Genomic DNA, 20243 nt, shown 5'->3' with positions numbered 1-20243 from the left:
ATGCATCCGCAGCAGTGGCTGGTCACGCGCTCCCACATCGACTTCGGTCGAGTGTGGTCCGCATCCTGTTGATGCCCTTCTGACGCCTTCTGTCCGCGTCTGGTCTGCTCTTCCCGCGCTGGTTTCCGCGAGCGCACGACGTCGCCTCCGCATGACCGTGTGAGCGCACGTCCACGTCCTCGCTCTCCGCGCGCGTCGCGCCCCGCACCACCCCTTGTTCACGCGTCCCGGTACGCGCGCTTTCGCGTACCTGCCCGCGCCTTCGCCCTGCCGCGCTCTCCCCTCCCCTCGCGTATCCGTCCGCTGTGCCGTCCTGTCGTGCCGCTGTGCCGTCCTGTCGTGCCGCTGTGCCGTCCTGTCGTGCCGTCATCGAAGGGCAGAACCCCACGCCATGCGCTCCACCTCCCTGACCTCCACCTTCGCGCTGATCACCGTCGCCACGCTGGGCCTCACCGCCTGCGGCTCGGGCGACGGCGGGGGCGGCGCGGAGACCGCCGCCGCCAAGAACGCCGAGATCCCCACGACCGACGTGGTCTCCGGCCTCGCGAGAGATCCCGCGGCGGCGAGACTGCTGCCCGCCGGCGTCCGCGAGAGCGGCAGCCTCAAGATCGCCGTGACCGTCGGCGGCAATCCGCCCAACTCGACGTATCTGCCCGACGGGAAGACGATCGTCGGCCAGGACATCGACTTCGCGAACGCCGTCGCCAAGGTGCTCGGCATCGAGCTCGACCAGGAGGTCGCGAGCTTCGAGGCGATCCTCCCCGCCCTGGGCAGCGGCAAGTACGACCTGGGCACGGGCAACTTCGGCGTCACCGACGAGCGCCGCAGGACGATCGACTTCGTCACCTACATCAATGACGGCCAGGGCTTCGCCGTCCGCAAGGACAGCGACCTGAAGAAGGTCACCGACCTGAAGCAGCTGTGCGGCCTGAACGTGGCGACGGGCGCGGGCACCACCTTCGAAGCGACCCTGGAGGAGAACAAGAAGGCCTGCGCGGACGCGGGCGAGAAGCCGTACGACGTGAAGACGTACTCCGAGCCGAGCGCCGTCTGGTCCTCGCTCCAGCAGGGCCGCTCCGACGTGGTGATGAGCACGATCAACGGCCTGCGGTACGCCGTGAAGCAGCAGGAGGGGCTGAAGTTCCTCAACGAGTTCCACCGCCTGGACGTCGGCTTCGCCTTCAAGAAGGGCACCCCTCTGGCCCCGGCGTTCCAGGCGGCGGTGAACAAGCTGATCGCGGACGGCACCTACGCGAAGATCCTGAAGAAGTGGGGCACGGCCCCGTCCGGCATCGACACGTCCAAGATCTCCCCGCCGGAGATCAAGGACTGACGGCTCCCCCGCGGCGCCCCGCAATCAGAGTCCTGGAGCCCTGAGGGCCCCGCCCGCAGAGCCCTGGAGGCTGGAGGCTGAAGGCTGAAGGCTGAAGGCTGGAGGCGCCGGAGTCCTGGAGCCTAGAGCCCGCAGTCGCAGCAGGAGCAGCACTCGCAGCATTCGCACGCCTCGCAGCACTCGCAGCAGCTGCAGTCGCAACTGCTGCACGCGCCTTCGCGCTTCTTGCGGGACCAGGGCCCCTCGAACTCGTCGGCGCAGCACACCTTGCAGGTGCAGCACAGGCCGATGGCGACGGCGCACCCGGCGAGGAGTCCGCGCTTGCCGGGCTTGTGCGGCTCGTGCCCGCCCCCGCCGCCGGGGCCGCCGAACCAGCCGGGGTCGCCGGGCCCGCCGGGCCCGCCGGGGTGGACCGGCTGCGCCGGCTGTCCGCCGCCGTAGGGGTTGGGGGAGGTGTACGGGCCCTGGCCGGTCGGCGCGTAGGGGCCGCCCGGCGCCCCGGTCGGGACCCAGCCGTCCGGGGTGCCGCCGCCCTGGGGCGTGGAGGCCGTGGCGGCGTGCGGCCCGTGCCCGGTGGCGCACGCGTCCGTTCCGAAGGCCCGGTCGACCGAGCGTCTCAGCTCGTGCGCGAGCAGCAGGTGGGCGAGTTTCCCGTCGGCGAAGTCGACCTCGCGCAGCGTGCGCCGGATGCGGTGCACGGCGTCGTCGGCGAGCTTGCGCGCCTCGACGAGCCCGGTGCCGGTGGCGGTGAGCGGGTTCCAGGCACCGGCGGCGGCGTCGGCGGCGCGGTCCTCGACGGCGTCCAGGAGGTGCGCGAGCCGGCCGAACATGCGGCCCACGGCGGCGAGCGGCTCGGCGTTGTGCGGGCGGCCCGCGAGATGGGCGGTGTGGGCGAACGCGGCGCCGGTCGCGGTCTCGGTCGGCTCGGTCACCTCGGGCACGGCGGTGCCGGGCCCGGCGAGCGCCTCGATCCCGGCCTGCCGTTCGACGGCGTCGACGAGCACGGCCGTGTCGAAGCCGATGGCGGATCCGCCGCGGGCCCCGGCCCTGCCCCAACTCGCGGCGACCTTCTTCGCGGCGGCGGCGACGGGCTTGCGGGCGAACAGGCCGTCCCGGTCCTCGACATGGTCACGGACCTTCGCCGAGGCGAGGACGAGCGAGACGGCGGCGGCCAGGCGGGCACCCTCGCCCCGGGCGACGGAGGCGGTGCGCATACCGCGCAGGGGGCAGGGGCCCGCCTGCCTGCGGCCGTCGCCCGCGGTCGCGGTCCCGGTCTGAGCCTCCGTCAGCACGGAGACGAGCAGACCGTCATAGTTGGTGACGATCCGGGCGAACTGCCCGTGGTCGCGGCGCAGCGCCAGGCAGAGCCCGCACAGGTGCGCCATCCACTGGGTCTTGAGGTCCTCACCGAGCCGATGGCTGCAAGGCCGGACGATTCCGAACAAGACGTCTCCCCCGTACGTCGGATGATGGCCCGTCAACACACGAGAGAGCGGTGTCAACTCGCGCGGACCGGGTACGTCCGATCGTACCGAGCGATCACGACACCCTTTCGTTCACCCGTACGCACCCGAGATCACCCGAACGCCGCGAAGGATCATATTTCATGCTCAGTCAGCACCCTTGACCCGCACGACCCTTGGAAACCTTGGGACAACCCCGTGTTGACTGTGCACCAGTACCGTCACGAAAACCCCGCGCGGCGACTATCCACTTGGCGCGGCATCAGCATCATGGACGACCATAGGGATACGGAACGCAGAGGAACCGCTGTGAGAGGAGGCGTCCATGGGATCGGTGCGTAAGGCAAGTGCCTGGCTTGGCCTCGTCGACGACAACGATGACGAGCGTTACTACGACGACGACTACGACGAGGGGCCCGAGCCCGCCGCCGCGAGCCCGGCCGCCTGGGTGACGGACCCGCGCGTGAAGGTCGCCGCGGAGGAGGCCCAGGAGGAGGGGCGCCGCATCGGCACCGTGACGCCGGACAGCTTCCGGGACGCGCGGCGGATCGGTGAGATGTTCCGTGAGGGCACCCCGGTCATCATGAACCTGACGTCGATGGAGCCGGCCGACGCCAAGCGCGTCGTCGACTTCGCGGCGGGCCTCATCTTCGGTCTGCGCGGCTCCATCGACCGCGTGGCCACCCGGGTCTTCCTCCTCACCCCGGCGGACACCCAGATCGTGTCGGGCCGTGAGTCCCGCACCCAGCCGGATGGTTTCTTCAACCAGAGCTGATCACCGGGGCCGATCAGCGCAGACGCCCACCGGAGCAGCCGAGCCGCCGGTCAGGCGACCGGCGATTCCGCGCGGGGTGCGTGCTCCTGGGCCGCCGGCGTCTCGCAGTCCATGCGGCGCGGGAGCCGAAGCGCCGCGCCCGCGCCGAGAAGCAGCAGCACCGCACTGACCACCAGGGTCACATGCAGGCCGTGCACGAACGAGCCGCGCGCCGCCTCGCGCAGGGCGGACCCCGCCCCGCCCCCGAGCCGCGCGGCGATCTGGTACGCCTCCCCCAGCGAATGCCCGGCCGCCCCGCTCGCCGCCTCCGGGACCCCGTGGACCCGGCCGAGTCCGGGCGCGTACGCCGCGTTCATCACCGAGCCGAGCAGCGCGATGCCCATGCCCGCGCCGAGCTGGTAGGAGGTCTCGCCGATGGCGGCGGCGCCGCCCGCGTCGTCGGCCGGTGCCTCGGTGAGCATCGATTCGTAGGCGCCGAACAGCGTGGACTGGAAGCCGAAGCCGAGCAGGACGAACCCGGCGCCGAGCAGCAACGGCCGGTCGTGCTCGCCCATCAGGCAGAGCAGGAGCACCGCGCAGGCGGTGAGGGTGAAGCCGCAGCTGACCATGGTGCGCGGGCCGAACCGGCGCAGTATCGGGGTGCCGAGGACGCCCGCGATCATCGCCGCGAAGGTCAGCGGCAGCATCCGCAGGCCGGTCTCCAGCGGCGTCATCTCCAGGACGAGCTGCAGATACTGGACCGCGATCAGTTCGAGCCCGACGAGCGCCAGCATCGCGATGACTATGCACCCCACGGACGTGGAGAACGCGGCGCGCGTGAACAGCCGCATGTCGATCAGCGGGTGCTCGCGCCTGCGCTGGCGGCGGACGAAGAGGACGAGGAGCGCGAGGCCCGCGAGGAAGGGCAGGACGGCGCCCGCGTCGAGGAGGTCCCGGTCGATGCCCAGTTCCTTGATGCCGTAGACGACACCGAGGACGCCGAGCGCGGCGAGCAGCGCGCCGAACAGGTCCCAGGGCCCGTCCGACCGCCCCTTGGACTCGGGGACGAGGATCCGGCACAGCGGCAGCATCACCGCCATCAGCGGGATGTTGATGAGGAAGACCGAGCCCCACCAGTAGTGCTCGACGAGGAAGCCGCCGAGGACGGGACCGGTCGCGGCGCCGATCGCGGCGACCGCCGTCCAGACGCCGATGGCGACGGCCCGCTCGCGCCGGTCGGGGAAGACGTCCCGCAGGATCGACAACGTCGCGGGCATGATCATCGCCCCGCCTATGCCGAGCAGGGCGCGGGCCAGTATCAGCACCTGCGCGCTGCCCGCGAGGACGGCGAGGGCGGAGGCCGCGCCGAACAGGGCGTAGCCGAGCAGCAGGATCCGCCGGCGGCCGATGCGGTCGCCGAGGGTGCCGAAGAGGATGAGGAGCGAGGCGCAGATCAGCGGATAGGCGTCGCCGATCCACAGCAGCTCGACGGAGGTGGGCCGCAGGTCCTCGGTGACCGAGGGCAGCGCCACGTAGAGGATGGTCGAGTCGAGGGCGACCAGGAGAAGGCTCATGCACAGGACCACGAGGACGACCCAGCGGTTCGCGCGGCCTCCGAGAGCGGCGAGGCGATGGTGCAGCCGCCCGGCGGCCGTGCTCGTCCCGGACATGTGCGTACCTCCCAGTGAATCCTCGTGTCCGGCGGATCCGCGGGCCGGGGATGCCCGCGGTCTTCGGCTCGGGAGGAGCGGTTCTCCCGGCCCCGCTGCGGAAGGCGAGTGAGCCGTCAGCGTACGCGAGTTCAGGCCACGTACACGTGGCGGACCTCTCATGGAGCCCGTCGGCTCATGTGGCGTGCGCCACTGGGGCGGCGGGGGCGGCGCACGGTGCTCCGGGTGCCGGCGCCGATAATCGGGCCCGTGAACGACGTCGATCAGCACGAGCCTCCCACCCTGCGAAAAGCGCTGCCCGCGCTCCTCGCCTATGCGGGCGTACGCGCGCTCGGCCTGCTCGCGCTCGCCCTGTGGAGCGCGGCCGAGGGCAAGAGCCCGCACACCCTGCTGAGCGCGCGCTGGGACTCGCTCTGGTACACGCGGGTCGCCGGGGACGGGTACGGCTGGTCGGTGACGCTGCCGGACGGCAGTGTCCACTCCAATCTGGCGTTCTTCCCGCTCCTGCCCTGGCTGGAACGTGCCGGGGCCGCGATCAGCCCCCTCTCCCCCGCCGACGCGGGCCTGGCGGTGAGCTGGCTCGCCTCGCTCGCGGCGGCCTGGGGGATCTTCGCGGTCGGCGCGCATCTGTACGGGCGCCGGGCCGGCGTCTGCCTCGCGGTCCTGTGGGGCGCGCTGCCGGTGGGGATCGTCGCGTCGATGGCGTACAGCGAGGCCCTGTTCACCGCGCTCGCGGCCTGGGGACTCTACGCGGTCCTGCGACAGCACTGGGTGAGCGCGGGTCTGCTCGCCTCCCTCGCCGGTCTGACCAGGCCGATCGGCGCGGCCGTCGTGGCGGCGGTGTGGGCGGCGGGCGCGCTGCGGGTCGCGCGCGAGCGCCGCGCGTCGTGGCGGATGGTCCTCGGCGTGCTCCTCGCCCCGGTGGGCGCGGCGGCGTATGTGCTGTGGGTGGGGCACCGCACGGGCGGCGGCCTGTTCGGCTACCTCGACGTGCAGGGGCAGTGGGGCAACGGGTTCGACGGGGGCGCCGCCTTCGCCCGCTTCGTCGCCGGGAAGTTCACGTCACCGCTGGGCGCGCTCGCCGGAATCGGCCTGATCGTCGCAGTGGCCCTGGTGATCCGGCTGTACGTGGCAGGGGTGCGGCAGAGCCAGCCGGTGCCGCTGCTCGTCTACACGGGTCTCGTCGTGCTGCTTGCCCTGTGTGCTTCGGGGTACTTCGGATCGAAGCCGCGTCTGCTGCTGCCCGCGTTCCCGCTGCTCCTGCCGGTCGCGGTGGCCCTGGCCCGGTGGCGTACCAGCAGGTCGGCGTGGTTGCTCGGCGGGCTCGCGCTGGTCTCGGCGGTCTACGGCGCGTTCTGGCTGAACGGGTCGGGCCCGCCCTGACCGGCCCCGGGGCAGCCGCGACCGGGCCCGGCCGACCTTGATCGACTTCGACGGGCCGGATGAGCGGACGGAGAATTCCGTGCCAGCACGGGGTGAACACATTCATCAGCGCGCGACAAGGAGATCCGGAAAACGGTCGCCGCATTCCCGTGGACCTTTCGCTCCCGTTTCCGCATTACCGGGGATAAAGGGGTCCCTGAGATCAATCCCACATCACATCGTCATCACAAAGCCACTGTTTCGTCCTGGTCGGCAGCGCGCCCGCTGTAGCGTCGATTGGGTGCGTACCGAACGAAACCTGACCCGCCGCCTCGAGCGGGTCTTCGCGAGACTCGACCGTGAGCCCGAACGGCCGGGCAACCTGGTCATGCCCAGGATGAGCCGGCACCGCGTCGTCCTCCTCGGCCTGACCCTCGCCTTCTACCTCGCGATCGTGGTCGCCGTCCTGGCCACGACGTGGCTGGTCGCCTTCGACTGGCAGGTCATGTTCTTCCGGCCCTACCAGCAGTGGCCGGAGATCCACGCCTTCCTGGACTACTGGGTCGTCCTCGGCCAGCGCGGCCCGACCGCCGTCATGGTGATGGCGTGGCTCGGCTGGCGCGCCTGGCGGCAGCACACCCTGCGCCCGCTCCTGATGTTCGGTGCCGCGCTGCTGCTGCTCAACGCCACGGTGGGCGCCGCCAAGTACGGCATGGGCCGCGCGGGCCCGCACTACGCCACCGTCATCGGCTCGAACGAGATGTGGAAGAACGGCGATATATTTCCTTCGGGACACACCGCGAACGCGGTGGTGACCTGGGGGATCCTGGCCTATCTGGCCTCCACGCCGCGCGCCCGCCGCTGGCTCTCCGCGCTCTCCGCGGTCATCTCCCTGAGCGTCGGCCTCACCACCGTCTACCTCGGTACGCACTGGCTGAGCGACGTCCTTCTCGGCTGGGCCGCGGGCCTGCTCATCCTCCTCGCGCTGCCCTGGTTCGAGCCGCTGGTCAGCCGCGCGGAAGCGGTGATCCTCTCGCTGCGCGCCCGCTGGCGTGCCCGCCGCGCCGGAGCCGGGGCGCCCCTGCCGCAGCCCGCCGCGGCGCCCGCGATGGATCTGGGGCCCCTCACGGCGCCGGCCGCCGCGCCCGCCGAGGACGCGGTCCGCGCGCGCGAGCCGGTCACCGCCGCGCGTCCCGCCGCCCGCCCCTCGGCGCTGCTCGCGCCCGGCCCGCACACCCCGCGGGGCGAGCGCACGCCACCGGCGGGCAGCAGACGCCCGGCGGCGGTGCGCGGCACCGCCCGGGCGGCCTCGACGGACCCGCAGCGGGCCTGACAGGCACCCCACCAGCAGCGGGCACGGTACGCACAGCCAGCCCGCATGAGCGAAGGGCCCGGAACCTCCACGGTTCCGGGCCCTTCGTCGTGGACGGGAGCGGGCGGTCAGCCCTTCCAGCAGCGGGTCACTCTGCCGTCCGTGACCTCGAAGTTCAGGCGTCCCGCGCGGTATTCCATCGTGATGATCGCCCCCGGCTGCAACTGCCGTACGGTCGACCAGCCGCGGCCGCGCGCCTGGCGCTCGGCGGGTTCGGCGGCGAGTCCGACGTAGGCGTCCGGGGTGTCCTGAGGCTCTGCGGGCGGGGTCGGAATGGGTGCCATACGGCCACCGTAGGCGGTGTGCGCGGGCGACGCCAGGCCCGGTCCGACGGGCCCCGCGCGACTTCGTACGGTCACGCTTTCGTCACAAGATCACGACGGTTGTTTTGGTCGAACTTCCTCACACGATCGGGCGGTTCCGCACTTCTCATACTGTTCTCATCCGCGCCGCTCCGGCCACCGCGTACGGAATTCAACAAGGCCCCCGGATTCCGCCGGAGCGCGCCCCCTTCCTTTACCGGGGGCCCCGCGCGCAATTCCCCGCGTATTCCGAATCCGGTGCCGCCGCGCGCGAGTTGAGATCGTCCGGGAATTGCCTGTCCATGCCACAAAGAGGTGTGCGCACCCTGTCGCGGCGGGGGCCGCGCGCGCATCATGGCGTGAGTTCGGCAAGCAGGCCCGGGGCGCGTGAGCAGCGAGGGGGCAAGCGATGGGAACGACCGGTGTGCAGGCCGGTGCCGGGGCGGTGGCGGGGCCGCGGGAGCGGCAGCCGGGCCGGGTGATCGTGGACTGGCTGACCACCACCGACCACAAGAAGATCGGCCACCTCTACCTCGTCACCTCGTTCGCCTTCTTCCTCGTCGGCGGCCTGATGGCGCTGGTGATGCGGGCCGAGCTGGCCCGTCCCGGGCTGCAGATCGTCTCCGCCGAGGAGTACAACCAGCTGTTCACGATGCACGGCACGATCATGCTGCTGCTCTTCGCGACGCCGACGTTCGCCGGGTTCGCCAACGAGATCATGCCGCTGCAGATCGGCTCGCCCGACGTGGCGTTCCCGCGCCTGAACATGCTCTCGTACTGGCTGTTCCTCTTCGGCGGGCTCATCGTGCTCGCCTCGCTCGTGGTGCCGGGCGGGGCCGCGGACTTCGGCTGGTTCGCCTACGCGCCGCTGAACAGCCTGACCCGCTCCCCCGGCATCGGCGCCGACATGTGGATCATGGGGCTCGCGCTCGCCGGGTTCGGCACGATCCTCGGCTCGGTGAACTTCCTGACGACGATCATCGGGATGCGGGCGCCCGGCATGACGATGTTCCGGATGCCGATCTTCACGTGGAACACGCTGTTCACGTCGATCCTCGTCCTGCTCGCGTTCCCGGTCCTCGCGGCCGCGCTGCTCTGCCTGGAGGCGGACCGGCGGTTCGGCTCGGTGGTCTTCGAGGCGCAGTACGGCGGCGCGCTCCTGTGGCAGCACCTGTTCTGGTTCTTCGGCCATCCCGAGGTCTACATCATCGCGCTGCCGTTCTTCGGGATCGTCAGCGAAATCCTGCCGGTCTTCAGCCGCAAGCCGATCTGGGGCTACACGATGCTGGTCGGCGCGACGATGGCGATCACCGGCCTGTCGGTGGTCGTGTGGGCGCACCACATGTTCACGACGGGCGGGGTGCTGCTGCCGTTCTTCTCGTTCATGACGTTCCTGATCGCCGTGCCGACGGGCGTGAAGTTCTTCAACTGGATCGGCACGATGCTGAAGGGCTCGCTGTCCTTCGAGACGCCGATGCTGTGGTCGTGCGGCTTCCTCGTCACGTTCCTGTTCGGCGGTCTGACCGGGGTCATCCTGGCGTCGCCGCCGATGGACTTCCACGTCTCGGACACGTACTTCGTCGTGGCGCACTTCCACTACGTGGTCTTCGGCACGGTCGCCTTCGCCACGTTCGCCGGGTTCTACTTCTGGTGGCCGAAGCTGACGGGGAAGATGCTCGACGAGCGGCTCGGGAAGATCCACTTCTGGACGCTGTTCGTCGGCTTCCACACGACGTTCCTGGTGCAGCACTGGCTGGGCGCGGAGGGGATGCCGCGCCGGTACGCGGACTATCTCGCCGCCGACGGGTTCACGGCCCTCAACACGCTGTCGTCGATCGGCGCGTTCCTCGTCGGACTGTCGACGCTGCCGTTCCTCTACAACATCTGGAAGACGGCCAAGTACGGGGTGAGGGTCGAGGTCGACGACCCGTGGGGGTACGGCCGCTCCCTGGAGTGGGCGACGTCGTGCCCGCCGCCCCGCCACAACTTCACGACGCTGCCGAGGATCCGCTCGGAATCCCCGGCGTTCGATCTCCATCATCCGGAGTTCGCCGCCTACGCGGCGCAGTCGGGCTCCGGTCCCGACACCCACAATCCGGACACCGGAGCCCACGTCGGCGAGTAGGAGCCTGTCTGCTCCAAGGGGCTCAGGCCCCCGCGTGCACCTCGATCGCGAGATCGTTGTCCGCCGTGTAGTACGGCTCGGCGGTCAGCTCGCGGCCGCCCGCGGTCACCTTCACCGCGGGGTAGGCGAAGATCGGCTTCTTGTCGGCGATGTCGTCCAGGAGCCGGGCGAGGCGCACCTCGGGCCCGTCCTCACCCGCGGGCCGCAGCCACAGGTCCCAGTGGCCCTCGGTCAGCTCGTCGTAGCCGATGCGCAGCGCGAACTCGGGTCCGTCCATGGTCAGTTCGCCCCGGAGCACCGGGCCCGACGTGGCGCGGGAACGTATCTCCGCGTGCGCCTTGGCGGTGAACTCCGTGCCGTAGACGCGCCCCTTGGCGGTCAGCTCGCCGCCCGCGATCAGCACATCGCCGGCCTCGGCGTGCGGGGTGCGCAGCCAGCTCCGTACGGTCAGGTTGCCGTGCTTGGTCGCGTACGGGATGCGCACGGCCACGTAGCCGCGCGAGCCACTGGGCGCCCGGTCGACGAGGGAGCGCAGGTCGTTCATGCCGGGCACGAGGCGCGCCGGGTCCTCGCCGGAGACCTGGACGTAGGCGTCCCAGCGGCCCTCGGGCAGGCCGACGCTGATCGGCAGGGAGGCGCGCAGGCGGCCGTCGCCCATCGGGGTGAGCGGAAGGCGCACCTCCTCCGCCGCGGTCCGGTCGACCAGGACGAGGCTGGCCGGGGAGGGCGAGCCGTGGTCGGAGACGTCGAAGGTGAGGCCGCCGGCGGAGTCGGCGATGCAGTCGGCGCGGGGTGGCATGCGGACGGTCCTGTCGTCGGACGGGGGGATCGGTGCGGGCGAGGCCAGCGGCGTCGTCATGCGGTGCGTCCCTTCTCCGCGGACTTGAGCACGTCCCGCACGGCGAAGGCGCCGTTCAGCAGGGAGCCGCGGGCCCGGTGCAGCAGGCCCACGGAGCCGTTGCGGCCGCTGAGCGAGGAGAAGAGGTCCTCGTAGCGCTCGGCGATGCGGGCGGGGTCGAAGCGCTCCGAGTGGGTCAGGGCGCGCGCCGCCATCTGCTTGCGCAGTTCGTCGTCGTTGATGAGTTCGAGCAGCCCGGCGGCGATCGCGTCGACGTTGCCGACCTCGACGAGGCGTCCGTCGACACCGTTGTCGATGATCTCGCCCGGACCGTGCGGGCAGTCGGTGGAGACGACGGGGAGGCCGCACCGCATGGCCTCGACGATCGTCATGCCGAACGACTCGAAGGTGGACGTCACCGCGGCGACGGAACCTTTCGCCCACTCCGGCTCGATGGGGTTGGCGGTGCCCATGAGGAAGACGTGGTTGTAGAGGCCGCGCTGGTCGATGAGGCGGCGCAGCTTGTCCTTCTGCTTGCCGTGGCCGTAGATCCGCAGCCGCCAGTCGGGGCGCTCGGCCCGCACCTGGTCGAAGGCCTTGATCAGCAGGTCGTACCGCTTGACCGGGGCGAGCCGGCCCGCCGCCACGACCCACTTGCCGCTGCCGTCGGCGGGCGCGACACGGGGCGCGGGCACCGGGTTGGGCATGGCCTCGATACGGACGCCGGGCAGCCGCATCCCGGCGCGGTAGGCGCGGGCGTCGGCCTCGGTGGTCGTGGTCAGCGCGTCGAGACGGGGGTAGACGCTGCGCAGTTCGCGGCGGAGCCCCGGGGAGTGCGTGTCGAGCGTGAGGTGCTCCTGGCCGACACGGAGCGGGCCGCGCCGGGTCTGGCGCGCGAGGTGCACGTTGAGCCCCGGCCGGGTGCCGACCACGACGTCCGCCTCGACGCCCGCCAGGTGCGCGGCGATCCGCCGGTCGGTGAGCGCGCTGTACTGCGCGAGGCGCCCCTCGTGCTTGGGGAAGTCCGATGCGGGCTTCTTGTACTCCGGGTCGTCGCCCTCGTACGTCGGCGAGTCCTTGCGCAGGTCGACGAGGTGGCGCAGGCGCACGCGCGGGTCGGGCGCGAACGTGGGCTCCTCACGGTGCCGGAAGACGGAGACCACTTCCACGTCATGATGCTCGGCCAGCGTGTTGGCCAGGTTGTACGTGGTGCGAATCGTCCCTCCGATCCCGTACGCGTTGTGAATGAGGAAAGAAATCTGCATGCGTCCCCGAATCCCACTGTTTCGCGGCGACAGTCCGGACGGTCTCGGTCCGTCCCGGGTGACCCCGCCTACCGGTGGTTAGACAGGTGTTCTCCGGCGAGGGTTGTCCATCATCATCATCTTGTTCCAGAACAGTTGCCTTATCGGTACGCAAGTCGGGGAACCGGTTCATCTCTTCGTCCATCAGGGTTACGTCATGGCTGGTAGGCGAGTTGCGGTACGCCGAAACACGTACGGTTCATGTCGCCGTTCCGCGTGCTCCAGCCCCGTTCGTCCGTCCACCTGGCGACCGAAAGACACGTCCTGCGGGTACGTGGAGGCTCGGGCAAGGTGCGGTACGTCACGGGCAGCAGCAGTCCGTCGGCGGTGTACGGGGCGGGGCGGTTCATGAAGCGGTCCAGGCACGCGCGCGTGACGTCTCCCCCGGCGCGGACGCACGAGCGTGCCGCGTCCGTGAACCACAGGGCGGCGGCCCAGCCCTCCAGCTGCCACTGCGAGTGCGTCCTCAGCCCCTTCGTCGCGTCGCGGAAGGCGCGTACGGCCGGGTGCCCGGTGTCCTCGAAGTTGCGGCTCGCGCCGGTCGCCCAGAGGGAGGCGCGGCAGTGCGGGGCATCCTTGTAGTCATCGGCGACCGTCGAGGACCAGCTCTGTACGGTCATGACCTTCGCGGTGACCCGGGCGCCGACCTGGTCCATGGCCCGGCACAGCCGCGCGTTGCCATGCGCGTCGATGGCGTCGAAGACCAGGTCGGTGCCCTGGTCCTTGAGGTCGGCGGCGGCCGCGCGGAAGTTCGGCAGCGCGAAGTCGAGCTGCTCGGTGATCACCTTGTAGCCCTCGGCCTTGAGGCCCCGGGTCACGAGGCGCGCGTACGCGGCGGAGGCGGCCTGGTTGTACGAGACGACGGCGGCCGTGCGGGCGCCCTGCTCCCGCGCGAAGTAGCGGTAGACCTCGGTGCCGCCGTACAGCTTGCCGCCCCAGCCGGGCGTGCCGTCGCGGGGCGCGAGGCTGCCGTAGATCCCGTACAGATGCGGATAGGTGTCGTAGGCGGCGCCGATCGGCTGGCCGCCGATGTCGGGCACGCGCGCGTGGGAGACCTTTTCGGCTCCCGCGTAGTCGAGCGACGTGGTGGCCACCAGGGCGACGACCTTCTTCTCGTCGATGAGTTCCTGCACGCACGCGTTGTTGCCGACACCGCTGCCGCCGTCGTCGCACAGGTGCGTCTCGACGCGGCGCCCGTCGATGCCGCCCTTGTCGTTCAGGGTGCGGAAGTACGCCTGGGCGCCGTCGCGGGTGTCGGTGAAGGTGGCGCCGCCGACCGGGCTGGTGGCGCTGGTGAGGATGCCGACATGGATCGGCGCCGTCGTCCGCGCCGTCGTCCGGCGCTCCGCCCCGTCCCCGAAGGCGCTCTCCGGCAGCCGGGAACCGCAGCCGGAGAGCGCGAGCAGAGCGCTCAGGGCGAGCACCGCCGCGAGCGCCTCAGCAGCCCGCGGGCGCCGACGCATTGCCGCTCAGCCGCACAAGCGCGCACAAGGTCCGCACGGACACCTTCCAGGTGCCGTCCCGCTCGACGGAGGTGCCCTTCGCGCCGGGCAGCACCGTGGCCCCCTTCAGGGCGAGGGAGTACGTCACCTCGGCGTCGGTCGGCGACGTGAACCGGATGGCGGTGACGTTCGCCTGCACCTGGCCGCCGCGCTTGTCCCCGCTGAAGCTCTCCAGGACCGGGCGCATCCGGGTCCCGTCCTCCAGGACCTGCTCCTTCTCCTCCTGCGGCACGGCCGGGTCGAAGAACTTCCGCCAGTTCTCCCTGATCTCCTTGCGGGCCGCCGCCGCGTCGGGGGGCGCGGACCGGGTGGGCGCCTCGGTGGAGGGCTCCCGCGAGGAGGGCTCCTGGGTGGACGGGGTCGGCGGACTGCTCTCGTCGCCGCCGTTGTCGTCGCTGCACGCCGTCAGCGCCGGGCCGAGCGCCAGAGCCGCGGCGAGGGCGAGCGCCGCGCCCCGCGTGCGGCCCGGCCGGACCCTGATCCTGTGCCCGAGAACCATCTGGCTCACCACCGGGTGTCGGTCCGGGCCTCGACTCCGCCCGGAGCTTTCGAGGTTGGCCTGCAGAAGGCATAGTGCAAGCGATCGGCCGACAAGACCAGACACGCGCAGGCACACTCCGTCATGACGTGGGGGTCACCGATGCGGACTGCCCGGCTCCGAACCGTGCCCCCCAACCTGTGGGCCGGGCTCGCCACCCTCGCCGCCGGCGCCGTGCTGTGCGTGGCCGGCTGGTACGGCGTCTCCGGCGAACGGTTCGCCGAGCGGCAACTGCCCTATCTCGCCTCGTGCACGGTGCCGGGGGCGGCGCTGATCGTCGCGGGCGCGGTCGTCCTCACGTACGGCAGGAGCGCGCTCGCCACCTCGCGGATCGAGGAGCTGTACGAGCTTCTCGTCGCCGACGAACCGGCCGCACCGCCGCCCGTGACCGGCCCCGTCGCCACCGCGGAGGCGCTCCTCATGCTCCCCGGCGGCACCCTGTGGCACCGCGCGGACTGCCCGCTCGTGGCGGGCAGGCCCGAGGCCGTGCCCGCCGACGCGGGGGCGCGGGCGGGCGGCGGGCTCGGCCCCTGCCCCGTCTGCGAGCCGCCCGCGGAGGGCTGAGGCGTGGCCTCCCTCACGTACGACCTCACGCTCGCGGGCCTGTCGGTGGGCGCGGCGGCGGCGCTCACCGGGACCGGACTGAGCGTCACCTACCGCGCGACGGGCGTCCTGAACTTCGCGCACGGCGCGATCGCGATGCTCTGCGCGTATCTGCTGCGGCAGTGCGTGGTGGAGTGGTCCTGGCCGCTGTGGGCGGGCGCCGCGCTGGTGCTCCTGGTCGTGGCACCGGGGATCGGACTGGCCCTGGAGCGTGGCGTGTTCCGCCCACTGGCCGTGGACGGCGCCGAGCAGGGCCGCACCCTGGTCGCCTCGATCGGCGTCTTCGTGCTCCTGGTCGGGGCGGCGGCGCTGCTGTGGGGCACGGGCGCGCGGGAGGACGCGCCGACGCTGATCGGGGCCGATCCGTGGGGGCAACTGGCGGTCGCCTGCGCGGTGGCCCTGACGGTGTGGGCGGTGACCCGGTGGACGCGGTTCGGCGGGGAGTTGCGGGCGGTCGTCGACAACCGGCCGCTCGCCGTGCTCGGCGGCATCGACGCGGACCGGGTCGCGGCGGCGGGCTGGGCGTTCGGCGCGTTCACGGCGGGCCTGACCGGGGTGCTGCTCGCCCCGTACGTACGGCTCGACCCGTACGGGCTGCCCTTGCTGGTGATGGAGGTCATGGCGGTCGCGGTCGCCGCGCGGATGCGGCTCCTCTCCGTGGCGGTCCTCGTCGCCCTCGCCCTCGGGATCGCGCAGAGCCAGCTGACCCGGGCGCACCCCGGCGGATGGGCGGAGCCGCTGCTCCAGGCCGTCGGCGCCAACCTGTTCGTCGTCGCGCTGCTCGTCGCGGCGCTCGCCCTGCCCGGGATCGGCGGACGCGGGGCGCTGCCGCGCGCGATGACGCGCCGGGGGCTGCCCGCGCCGCCGGGCGCGTGGCCGGTCGCTGCGGTGCTGTTCCTGCTGCCGCTCGGGTTCGCGGGGGCGGACCTGCGGACGTCGGTGCAGGTACCGGCGCTCGCGATGATCCTCCTCTCGCTCGTGGTGGTGACGGGGCGGGCGGGTCAGCCGGCGCTCGGCCAGGGCGCGTTCGCGGGCCTGGGCGCGCTGTTCGCGACACTGCTGACGCTGGGCCGCTTCCCGCTGCTGCCCGAGGTACCGGGCCTGGCGGCGTTGCTCCTCGCCGTGCTCCTGGTGGCCCCCTTGGGCCTGCTCACGGCGGTCCCCGCGATCGGGCGGCACGGCCTGGCTCTCGCCCTTGCGACGTTCGCGGTCGGGGTGGGCGTGAGCCGGTTCGTCTTCGCCCAGCCGTACGCGGCCTCGGGCCTGGCGCCCGGCAGACCGGCGGGCTTCGACGACGACCGCGCGTATTACGTCCTGGAGCTGGTGCTGCTTGCGGCGGCACTGCTCTTCGTCGGCGTCCTGCGACGGGGCCGCACCGGCCGCGCCCTCGCGGCGATGCGGGACCACGAGGCGGGCGCCTCGGCGGCCGGGGTGCGGGTGCCCGCGCTCAAAGTGGCGGCGTTCGTCGCGGGCGCCGGGCTCGCGGCGCTCGGCGGCGGCCTGCTCGCACTCGGCGCCCGCTCCTTCGACCCCGGCGCGTACGACCCGGTACGCGGCCTGCTCTGGTTCGCGGCCCTGGTCGTCCTCGGCGCGGACAGCCTCCTCGCCGCCCTGGCGGGCGCGGCCCTCCTGGTCGGCCTGGACGCGGGCACCCGGGGCGGCGTCGCGGCGGCCGCGATCGGCGTACTGGGCCTCCTGGCGGGCCGCTTCCCGGAGGGGGTGCACGAGGCGGTGCGGAGGGGGTTTGTACGGGGTGGGGGGCGGGGGCGGTTGACGGAGCGGGGGCTGAGGGTGCGGGGATTGTCGCGTCGCCGGTCCGGGGCCGGACGGTCAGCGCCGGGCGCACCGCCCGGGGCCGGCACTCGGCAGCCGCGACGCTCGCCGTCCGGGGGCGGGCGGGCAGCGCCGGGCGCACCGTCCCCGGCCGGGACCGGACCGGCAGCCCTGGAAGCACCACCCAGCACCGACACTCAGCAGCCGCCGCGCTCACCGTCCCCAGCCGAGGCCGGACAGCCAGCGCCGGAAGCATCGCCCGGCACCGACACCCGGCAACCGCCGCGCTCACCATCCCCAGTCGGCCCCCGCGATGCGCTCTGTCCACCCGGTCAAGGCCCGGCGGCGCGGGCACCAGCGCCTCCTCGTGACCGTCCGGCGGAGCACCTCCCGGGCGCGTCCGGCCGCACACCTGGCCCCCGGGCGGAGCCCCTGCTCTCCGCGTCGCGGGTCACCGTCACCTTCGGCGGGCGGTCCGTGGTGCGGGAGGTCGATGTCGAGGTGCCTGCCGGGCGGATCGTGGCTGTCGTCGGGCCGAACGGGGCCGGGAAGAGCACGCTGTTCCACTGTCTGGCCGGGTCGTTGCGGCCGGGGGCGGGGCGGGTGTGGCTGGGGCGGCGGGATGTCACGGCGCTGCCCGCGCACGCGCGGACCCGGCTCGGGGTGGCCCGTACGTTCCAGGAGTTGGCGGTCTTCCCGTCGTTGACCGTGGCCGAGAACGTCCGGGTCGGCGCAGAGCAGGGCCGCGTGCAGGACCCGGAGGCCGTCCGGCGGCTGCTCACCCTGTTCGGCCTGCGCGGCGAGCAACGCACGTCCGAGCTGCCCACCGGCGCCCTGCGCCGCGTCGAGCTCGCCCGCGCCCTCGCGGGGCGCCCGCACACCCTCCTGCTCGACGAACCCGCCGCAGGACTGGACGACATGGAGGTGAAAGACATGGCCCGGCTGCTGCGGGCCCTCGCCGCCGACGGGGCCGGGCTCCTGGTCGTCGAGCACGATCTCGATCTCGTCGCGGATCTGGCCGATGTCGTGCACGTCATGAGCGCGGGGCGCATCGTGGCGTCAGGGCCGCCGTCCAGTGTGCTCGAACACGCCGGCGGGGCCCGCCCGTGAGGCGCGGCGTCGAACTCCGCGCCGCCCGCGTGCGGTACGGGCCGCTGGAAGCCCTGCACGGCGTAGACCTTGCCGCTCCCGCCGGGACGGTCACCGTGCTGCTCGGCCGCAACGGGTCGGGCCGTACGACCGTCCTGCGCGCCCTCGCCGGCACCGCGAGGCTCAGCGCCGGGTCCGTCGTCTGGGACGGCGCCGACGTCACCCGGCACGCGGCGCACGCCCGCGCCGCCGCGGGGCTGCGCCTCGTCCCCGACCGGCAGGCCGTGTTCGCCGCCCTGGGCGTCGCCGAGCAGCTGCGGCTCGCCGCCCCGGACGGCGATCACCGCCCCGCGCTCGCCGCCTACCCCGAGCTCCGCCCGCTCCTCGACCGCCGCGCGGGCACCCTCTCGGGCGGCGAACAACGCATGGTCGCCGTCGCCCGCGCCCTGCTCGCCCGCGCGCGTGTCGTCCTGGTCGACGAGCCCGCCCAGGGCATGGCGCCCAAGGTCGCCGCCCGGACGTACGCCCTGCTGCGCGACCTGGACGCCGCCGTCGTCCTCGCCGAGCAGCGGCTGCCGCCGGGGCTGCGCACGGGCGGCGGCACCGTGCTCGTACACGTACTGCGGCGCGGCACCGTCGTGTTCAGCGGAGAGGCGGGCGAGGCGGGCGAGGTGGGCGGCGCGGTCGCTACCTCGGGATGATCGCCGTCGTGCCCGCCTCCGAGCGGGAGGGCCGCCGCTCCTTCTTCTGCGGCTTCCGCGCGGCACTCTGCACCACGCGCCCGGCCAGCCGGTACCGCTTCGAACACGCGGGCCAGGCGCCCCAGCCCTGGTCGTCGAGGACCTTCTCGGCGACCGTGATCTGCTCGGTGCGGGAGGCGAGATCGGCGCGCGGCGCGTACTTCAGGCCGCCGTACGCCTCCCAGGTGGACTGCGTGAACTGGAGCCCGCCGTAGAACGAGTTCCCCGTGTTCGCGTTCCAGCGGCCGCCGCTCTCGCACTCGGCGAGACAGGTCCACAGCCGCTGGTCGCGGGCGCAGTCGCGGGGTTTGGTGACGAGGTTCCCCAGGCCGCTCCCCGCGCCGGGGGCGGGTCCCGGAGCGGCCGACGCCGCGACGGGGGTGCAGGTCAGTGCGAGCAAGCCGCCCAGTACGACCGCCGCCCGGCCGCACGTCCTCGGCGGTGAAGACCTCAGGGGCTTGAGGGACTTCACCGGGCTCAGGGGCTTCAGTGGCATCAAGCGCTTCAGGTGCATCGCGCCACGCTAAGCACCTGCGTCCGGCGGCCTCCGCCGCCGCGCCGCGAGGCCCGCGACCCCACCCGGTCGGCTTATCGCATCAACGCACCGACCGGGCGGAGCCGCGAGCCCCTTGCCCCGGCCGGCCGGCGCCCTCACCGACCGGCCCGCCCGCCGATCGGCCCGCTAACCGATCAGCAGCCGCTGTCCCGGCATGATCAGGTCCGGATCGGCGCCGATCACCGCCCGGTTGATCGTGTACAGGCGCTGCCAGCCGGTGCCGTGCGCCGCCGCGATCCGGCTCAGGGTGTCGCCGCCGCGGACGACGTAGCCGCCGCCGCGCGCGGCCCCGCGGTCGGCGCCCGAGGAGTTCCGCCGTGCCGGGGCGGACTTGGGCTGTACCTGCTGCGGTTGCGCGGGCTTCGCCGCTCTGGGTGCGGCGGGGGCGGCCGGTGCCGCCGGTGCGCTGCCGTACGCGCCGGCCCGGGCCGAGCAGGTGGGCCAGGCGCCCCAGCCCTGGGCGCGCTGCACCCGGGAGGCCACCGCGATCTGCTGCGCCTTCGTCGCCCGGTCGGCCGTCGGCGCGTAGGCCCCTCCGCCGTACGCGCGCCAGGTCCCGGCGGAGAACTGGAGTCCGCCGTAGTAGCCGTTGCCGGTGCTGATGTTCCAGTTGCCGCCGCTCTCGCAGCGGGCGATGCGGTCCCAGACGCCACCGTCCGCGTGTGCGGAGCCGGCGGTGGCGAGGAGGCCGAGGGGGGCGAGCAGAGCCGCCCCGGCGATCACCACGGTCGTTCGAGCCGTACGAATCGGCACGGACATGAGATTCCCTCTCGTGGACCTCGTGGACTGCGGTGTGCAGACGGCGGTGGAATCTAGGCAGCGCACGGAGCCGCATCAACTGACGCCCCGTCACGCCAGGTCAATGAACCGTTACCTGAAGTAGCGGCGAGTTCCGGCCACCCACTTCATTCACTGATTT

General features: G+C 72.7%; 17 protein-coding genes. 8 read left to right on the top strand and 9 right to left on the bottom strand.

What is annotated here, in order from left to right:
• Window positions 1–391: 391 nt before the first annotated feature.
• The gene (locus C1N81_RS34465; protein ID WP_394435230.1) at window positions 392–1333 is read left to right on the top strand and encodes an ABC transporter substrate-binding protein; all 942 of its coding nucleotides are present in this window, start codon (window positions 392–394) and stop codon (window positions 1331–1333) included.
• 122 nt (window positions 1334–1455) lie between these two features.
• On the opposite strand, the gene C1N81_RS34460 is transcribed toward C1N81_RS34465, so the two are convergent.
• Window positions 1456–2778, bottom strand: coding sequence for a DUF5685 family protein (locus tag C1N81_RS34460; protein WP_394435229.1), 1323 nt, complete (start codon window positions 2776–2778; stop codon window positions 1456–1458).
• A 343-nt stretch (window positions 2779–3121) separates the two neighbouring features.
• On the opposite strand from C1N81_RS34460, the gene C1N81_RS34455 reads away from it, so the two are divergent.
• Window positions 3122–3571 (top strand): cell division protein SepF, encoded by a 450-nt coding sequence (locus tag C1N81_RS34455; RefSeq protein ID WP_394435228.1) that lies wholly within the window; start codon window positions 3122–3124, stop codon window positions 3569–3571.
• Window positions 3572–3621: 50 nt separating this feature from the next.
• Here C1N81_RS34455 and C1N81_RS34450 read toward each other — a convergent pair whose 3' ends face one another.
• Complete coding sequence (locus C1N81_RS34450; RefSeq protein ID WP_394435227.1) at window positions 3622–5220, bottom strand: MFS transporter; 1599 nt, start codon at window positions 5218–5220, stop codon at window positions 3622–3624.
• Between the two features lie 249 nt (window positions 5221–5469).
• Here C1N81_RS34450 and C1N81_RS34445 point away from each other — a divergent pair, with 249 nt between their 5' ends.
• Together C1N81_RS34445 and C1N81_RS34440 are read left to right on the top strand one after the other, a co-directional pair.
• The gene (locus C1N81_RS34445; RefSeq protein ID WP_394435226.1) at window positions 5470–6603 is read left to right on the top strand and encodes a hypothetical protein; all 1134 of its coding nucleotides are present in this window, start codon (window positions 5470–5472) and stop codon (window positions 6601–6603) included.
• Window positions 6604–6883: 280 nt separating this feature from the next.
• Window positions 6884–7915, top strand: coding sequence for a phosphatase PAP2 family protein (locus C1N81_RS34440; protein WP_394435225.1), 1032 nt, complete (start codon window positions 6884–6886; stop codon window positions 7913–7915).
• Window positions 7916–8022: 107 nt separating this feature from the next.
• On the opposite strand, the gene C1N81_RS34435 is transcribed toward C1N81_RS34440, so the two are convergent.
• Window positions 8023–8238: an I78 family peptidase inhibitor gene (locus tag C1N81_RS34435; RefSeq protein WP_394435224.1), complete on the bottom strand. Its 216-nt coding sequence runs from the start codon at window positions 8236–8238 to the stop codon at window positions 8023–8025.
• Window positions 8239–8665: 427 nt separating this feature from the next.
• On the opposite strand from C1N81_RS34435, the gene ctaD reads away from it, so the two are divergent.
• On the top strand, window positions 8666–10381 hold the full coding sequence (gene ctaD, locus C1N81_RS34430) for an aa3-type cytochrome oxidase subunit I (protein WP_394435223.1): 1716 nt from the start codon (window positions 8666–8668) through the stop codon (window positions 10379–10381).
• A gap of 22 nt (window positions 10382–10403) precedes the next feature.
• Here ctaD and C1N81_RS34425 read toward each other — a convergent pair whose 3' ends face one another.
• The 4 genes from C1N81_RS34425 to C1N81_RS34410 all read right to left on the bottom strand — a co-directional run bounded on the left by C1N81_RS34425 (window position 10404) and on the right by C1N81_RS34410 (window position 14524).
• Window positions 10404–11240, bottom strand: coding sequence for a hypothetical protein (locus tag C1N81_RS34425; protein ID WP_394435222.1), 837 nt, complete (start codon window positions 11238–11240; stop codon window positions 10404–10406).
• Entirely contained in the window at window positions 11237–12484 is a 1248-nt protein-coding gene (locus tag C1N81_RS34420; RefSeq protein ID WP_394435221.1) for a glycosyltransferase family 4 protein, read from the bottom strand. The genes C1N81_RS34425 and C1N81_RS34420 overlap by 4 nt, the downstream gene beginning before the upstream one ends.
• A 194-nt stretch (window positions 12485–12678) precedes the next feature.
• Window positions 12679–13986: an ABC transporter substrate-binding protein gene (locus tag C1N81_RS34415; protein ID WP_394435220.1), complete on the bottom strand. Its 1308-nt coding sequence runs from the start codon at window positions 13984–13986 to the stop codon at window positions 12679–12681.
• The gene (locus C1N81_RS34410) at window positions 13961–14524 is read right to left on the bottom strand and encodes a hypothetical protein (RefSeq protein WP_394435219.1); all 564 of its coding nucleotides are present in this window, start codon (window positions 14522–14524) and stop codon (window positions 13961–13963) included. The genes C1N81_RS34415 and C1N81_RS34410 overlap by 26 nt, the downstream gene beginning before the upstream one ends.
• A 141-nt stretch (window positions 14525–14665) precedes the next feature.
• Here C1N81_RS34410 and C1N81_RS34405 point away from each other — a divergent pair, with 141 nt between their 5' ends.
• From C1N81_RS34405 to C1N81_RS34395, 3 genes are read left to right on the top strand one after another with little or no spacing between them, the layout of a single operon-like run.
• On the top strand, window positions 14666–15127 hold the full coding sequence (locus C1N81_RS34405) for a hypothetical protein (RefSeq protein WP_394435218.1): 462 nt from the start codon (window positions 14666–14668) through the stop codon (window positions 15125–15127).
• A 3-nt stretch (window positions 15128–15130) separates the two neighbouring features.
• A complete protein-coding gene (locus C1N81_RS34400) occupies window positions 15131–18049 on the top strand; it encodes an ABC transporter permease subunit (protein WP_394435217.1) in 2919 nt (972 codons plus the stop codon).
• Entirely contained in the window at window positions 18046–18729 is a 684-nt protein-coding gene (locus tag C1N81_RS34395; RefSeq protein WP_394435216.1) for an ATP-binding cassette domain-containing protein, read from the top strand. Before C1N81_RS34400 ends, C1N81_RS34395 begins: the two co-directional genes overlap by 4 nt.
• Here C1N81_RS34395 and C1N81_RS34390 read toward each other — a convergent pair.
• Window positions 18716–19168 carry a transglycosylase family protein gene (locus C1N81_RS34390; protein ID WP_394435215.1) on the bottom strand — a complete coding sequence of 151 codons (453 nt, stop codon included), beginning with the start codon at window positions 19166–19168 and terminating at the stop codon, window positions 18716–18718. The two genes, C1N81_RS34395 and C1N81_RS34390, sit on opposite strands and share 14 nt — an antisense overlap.
• Window positions 19169–19450: 282 nt before the next feature.
• Complete coding sequence (locus tag C1N81_RS34385; protein ID WP_394435214.1) at window positions 19451–20083, bottom strand: LysM peptidoglycan-binding domain-containing protein; 633 nt, start codon at window positions 20081–20083, stop codon at window positions 19451–19453.
• Window positions 20084–20243 lie beyond the last annotated feature (160 nt).

The sequence above is a fragment of the Streptomyces sp. SGAir0957 genome (assembly GCF_043523415.1).
The sequence above is the reverse complement of the archived record's forward strand: the minus strand, read 5'-3'. Positions and strand labels throughout refer to the sequence as shown.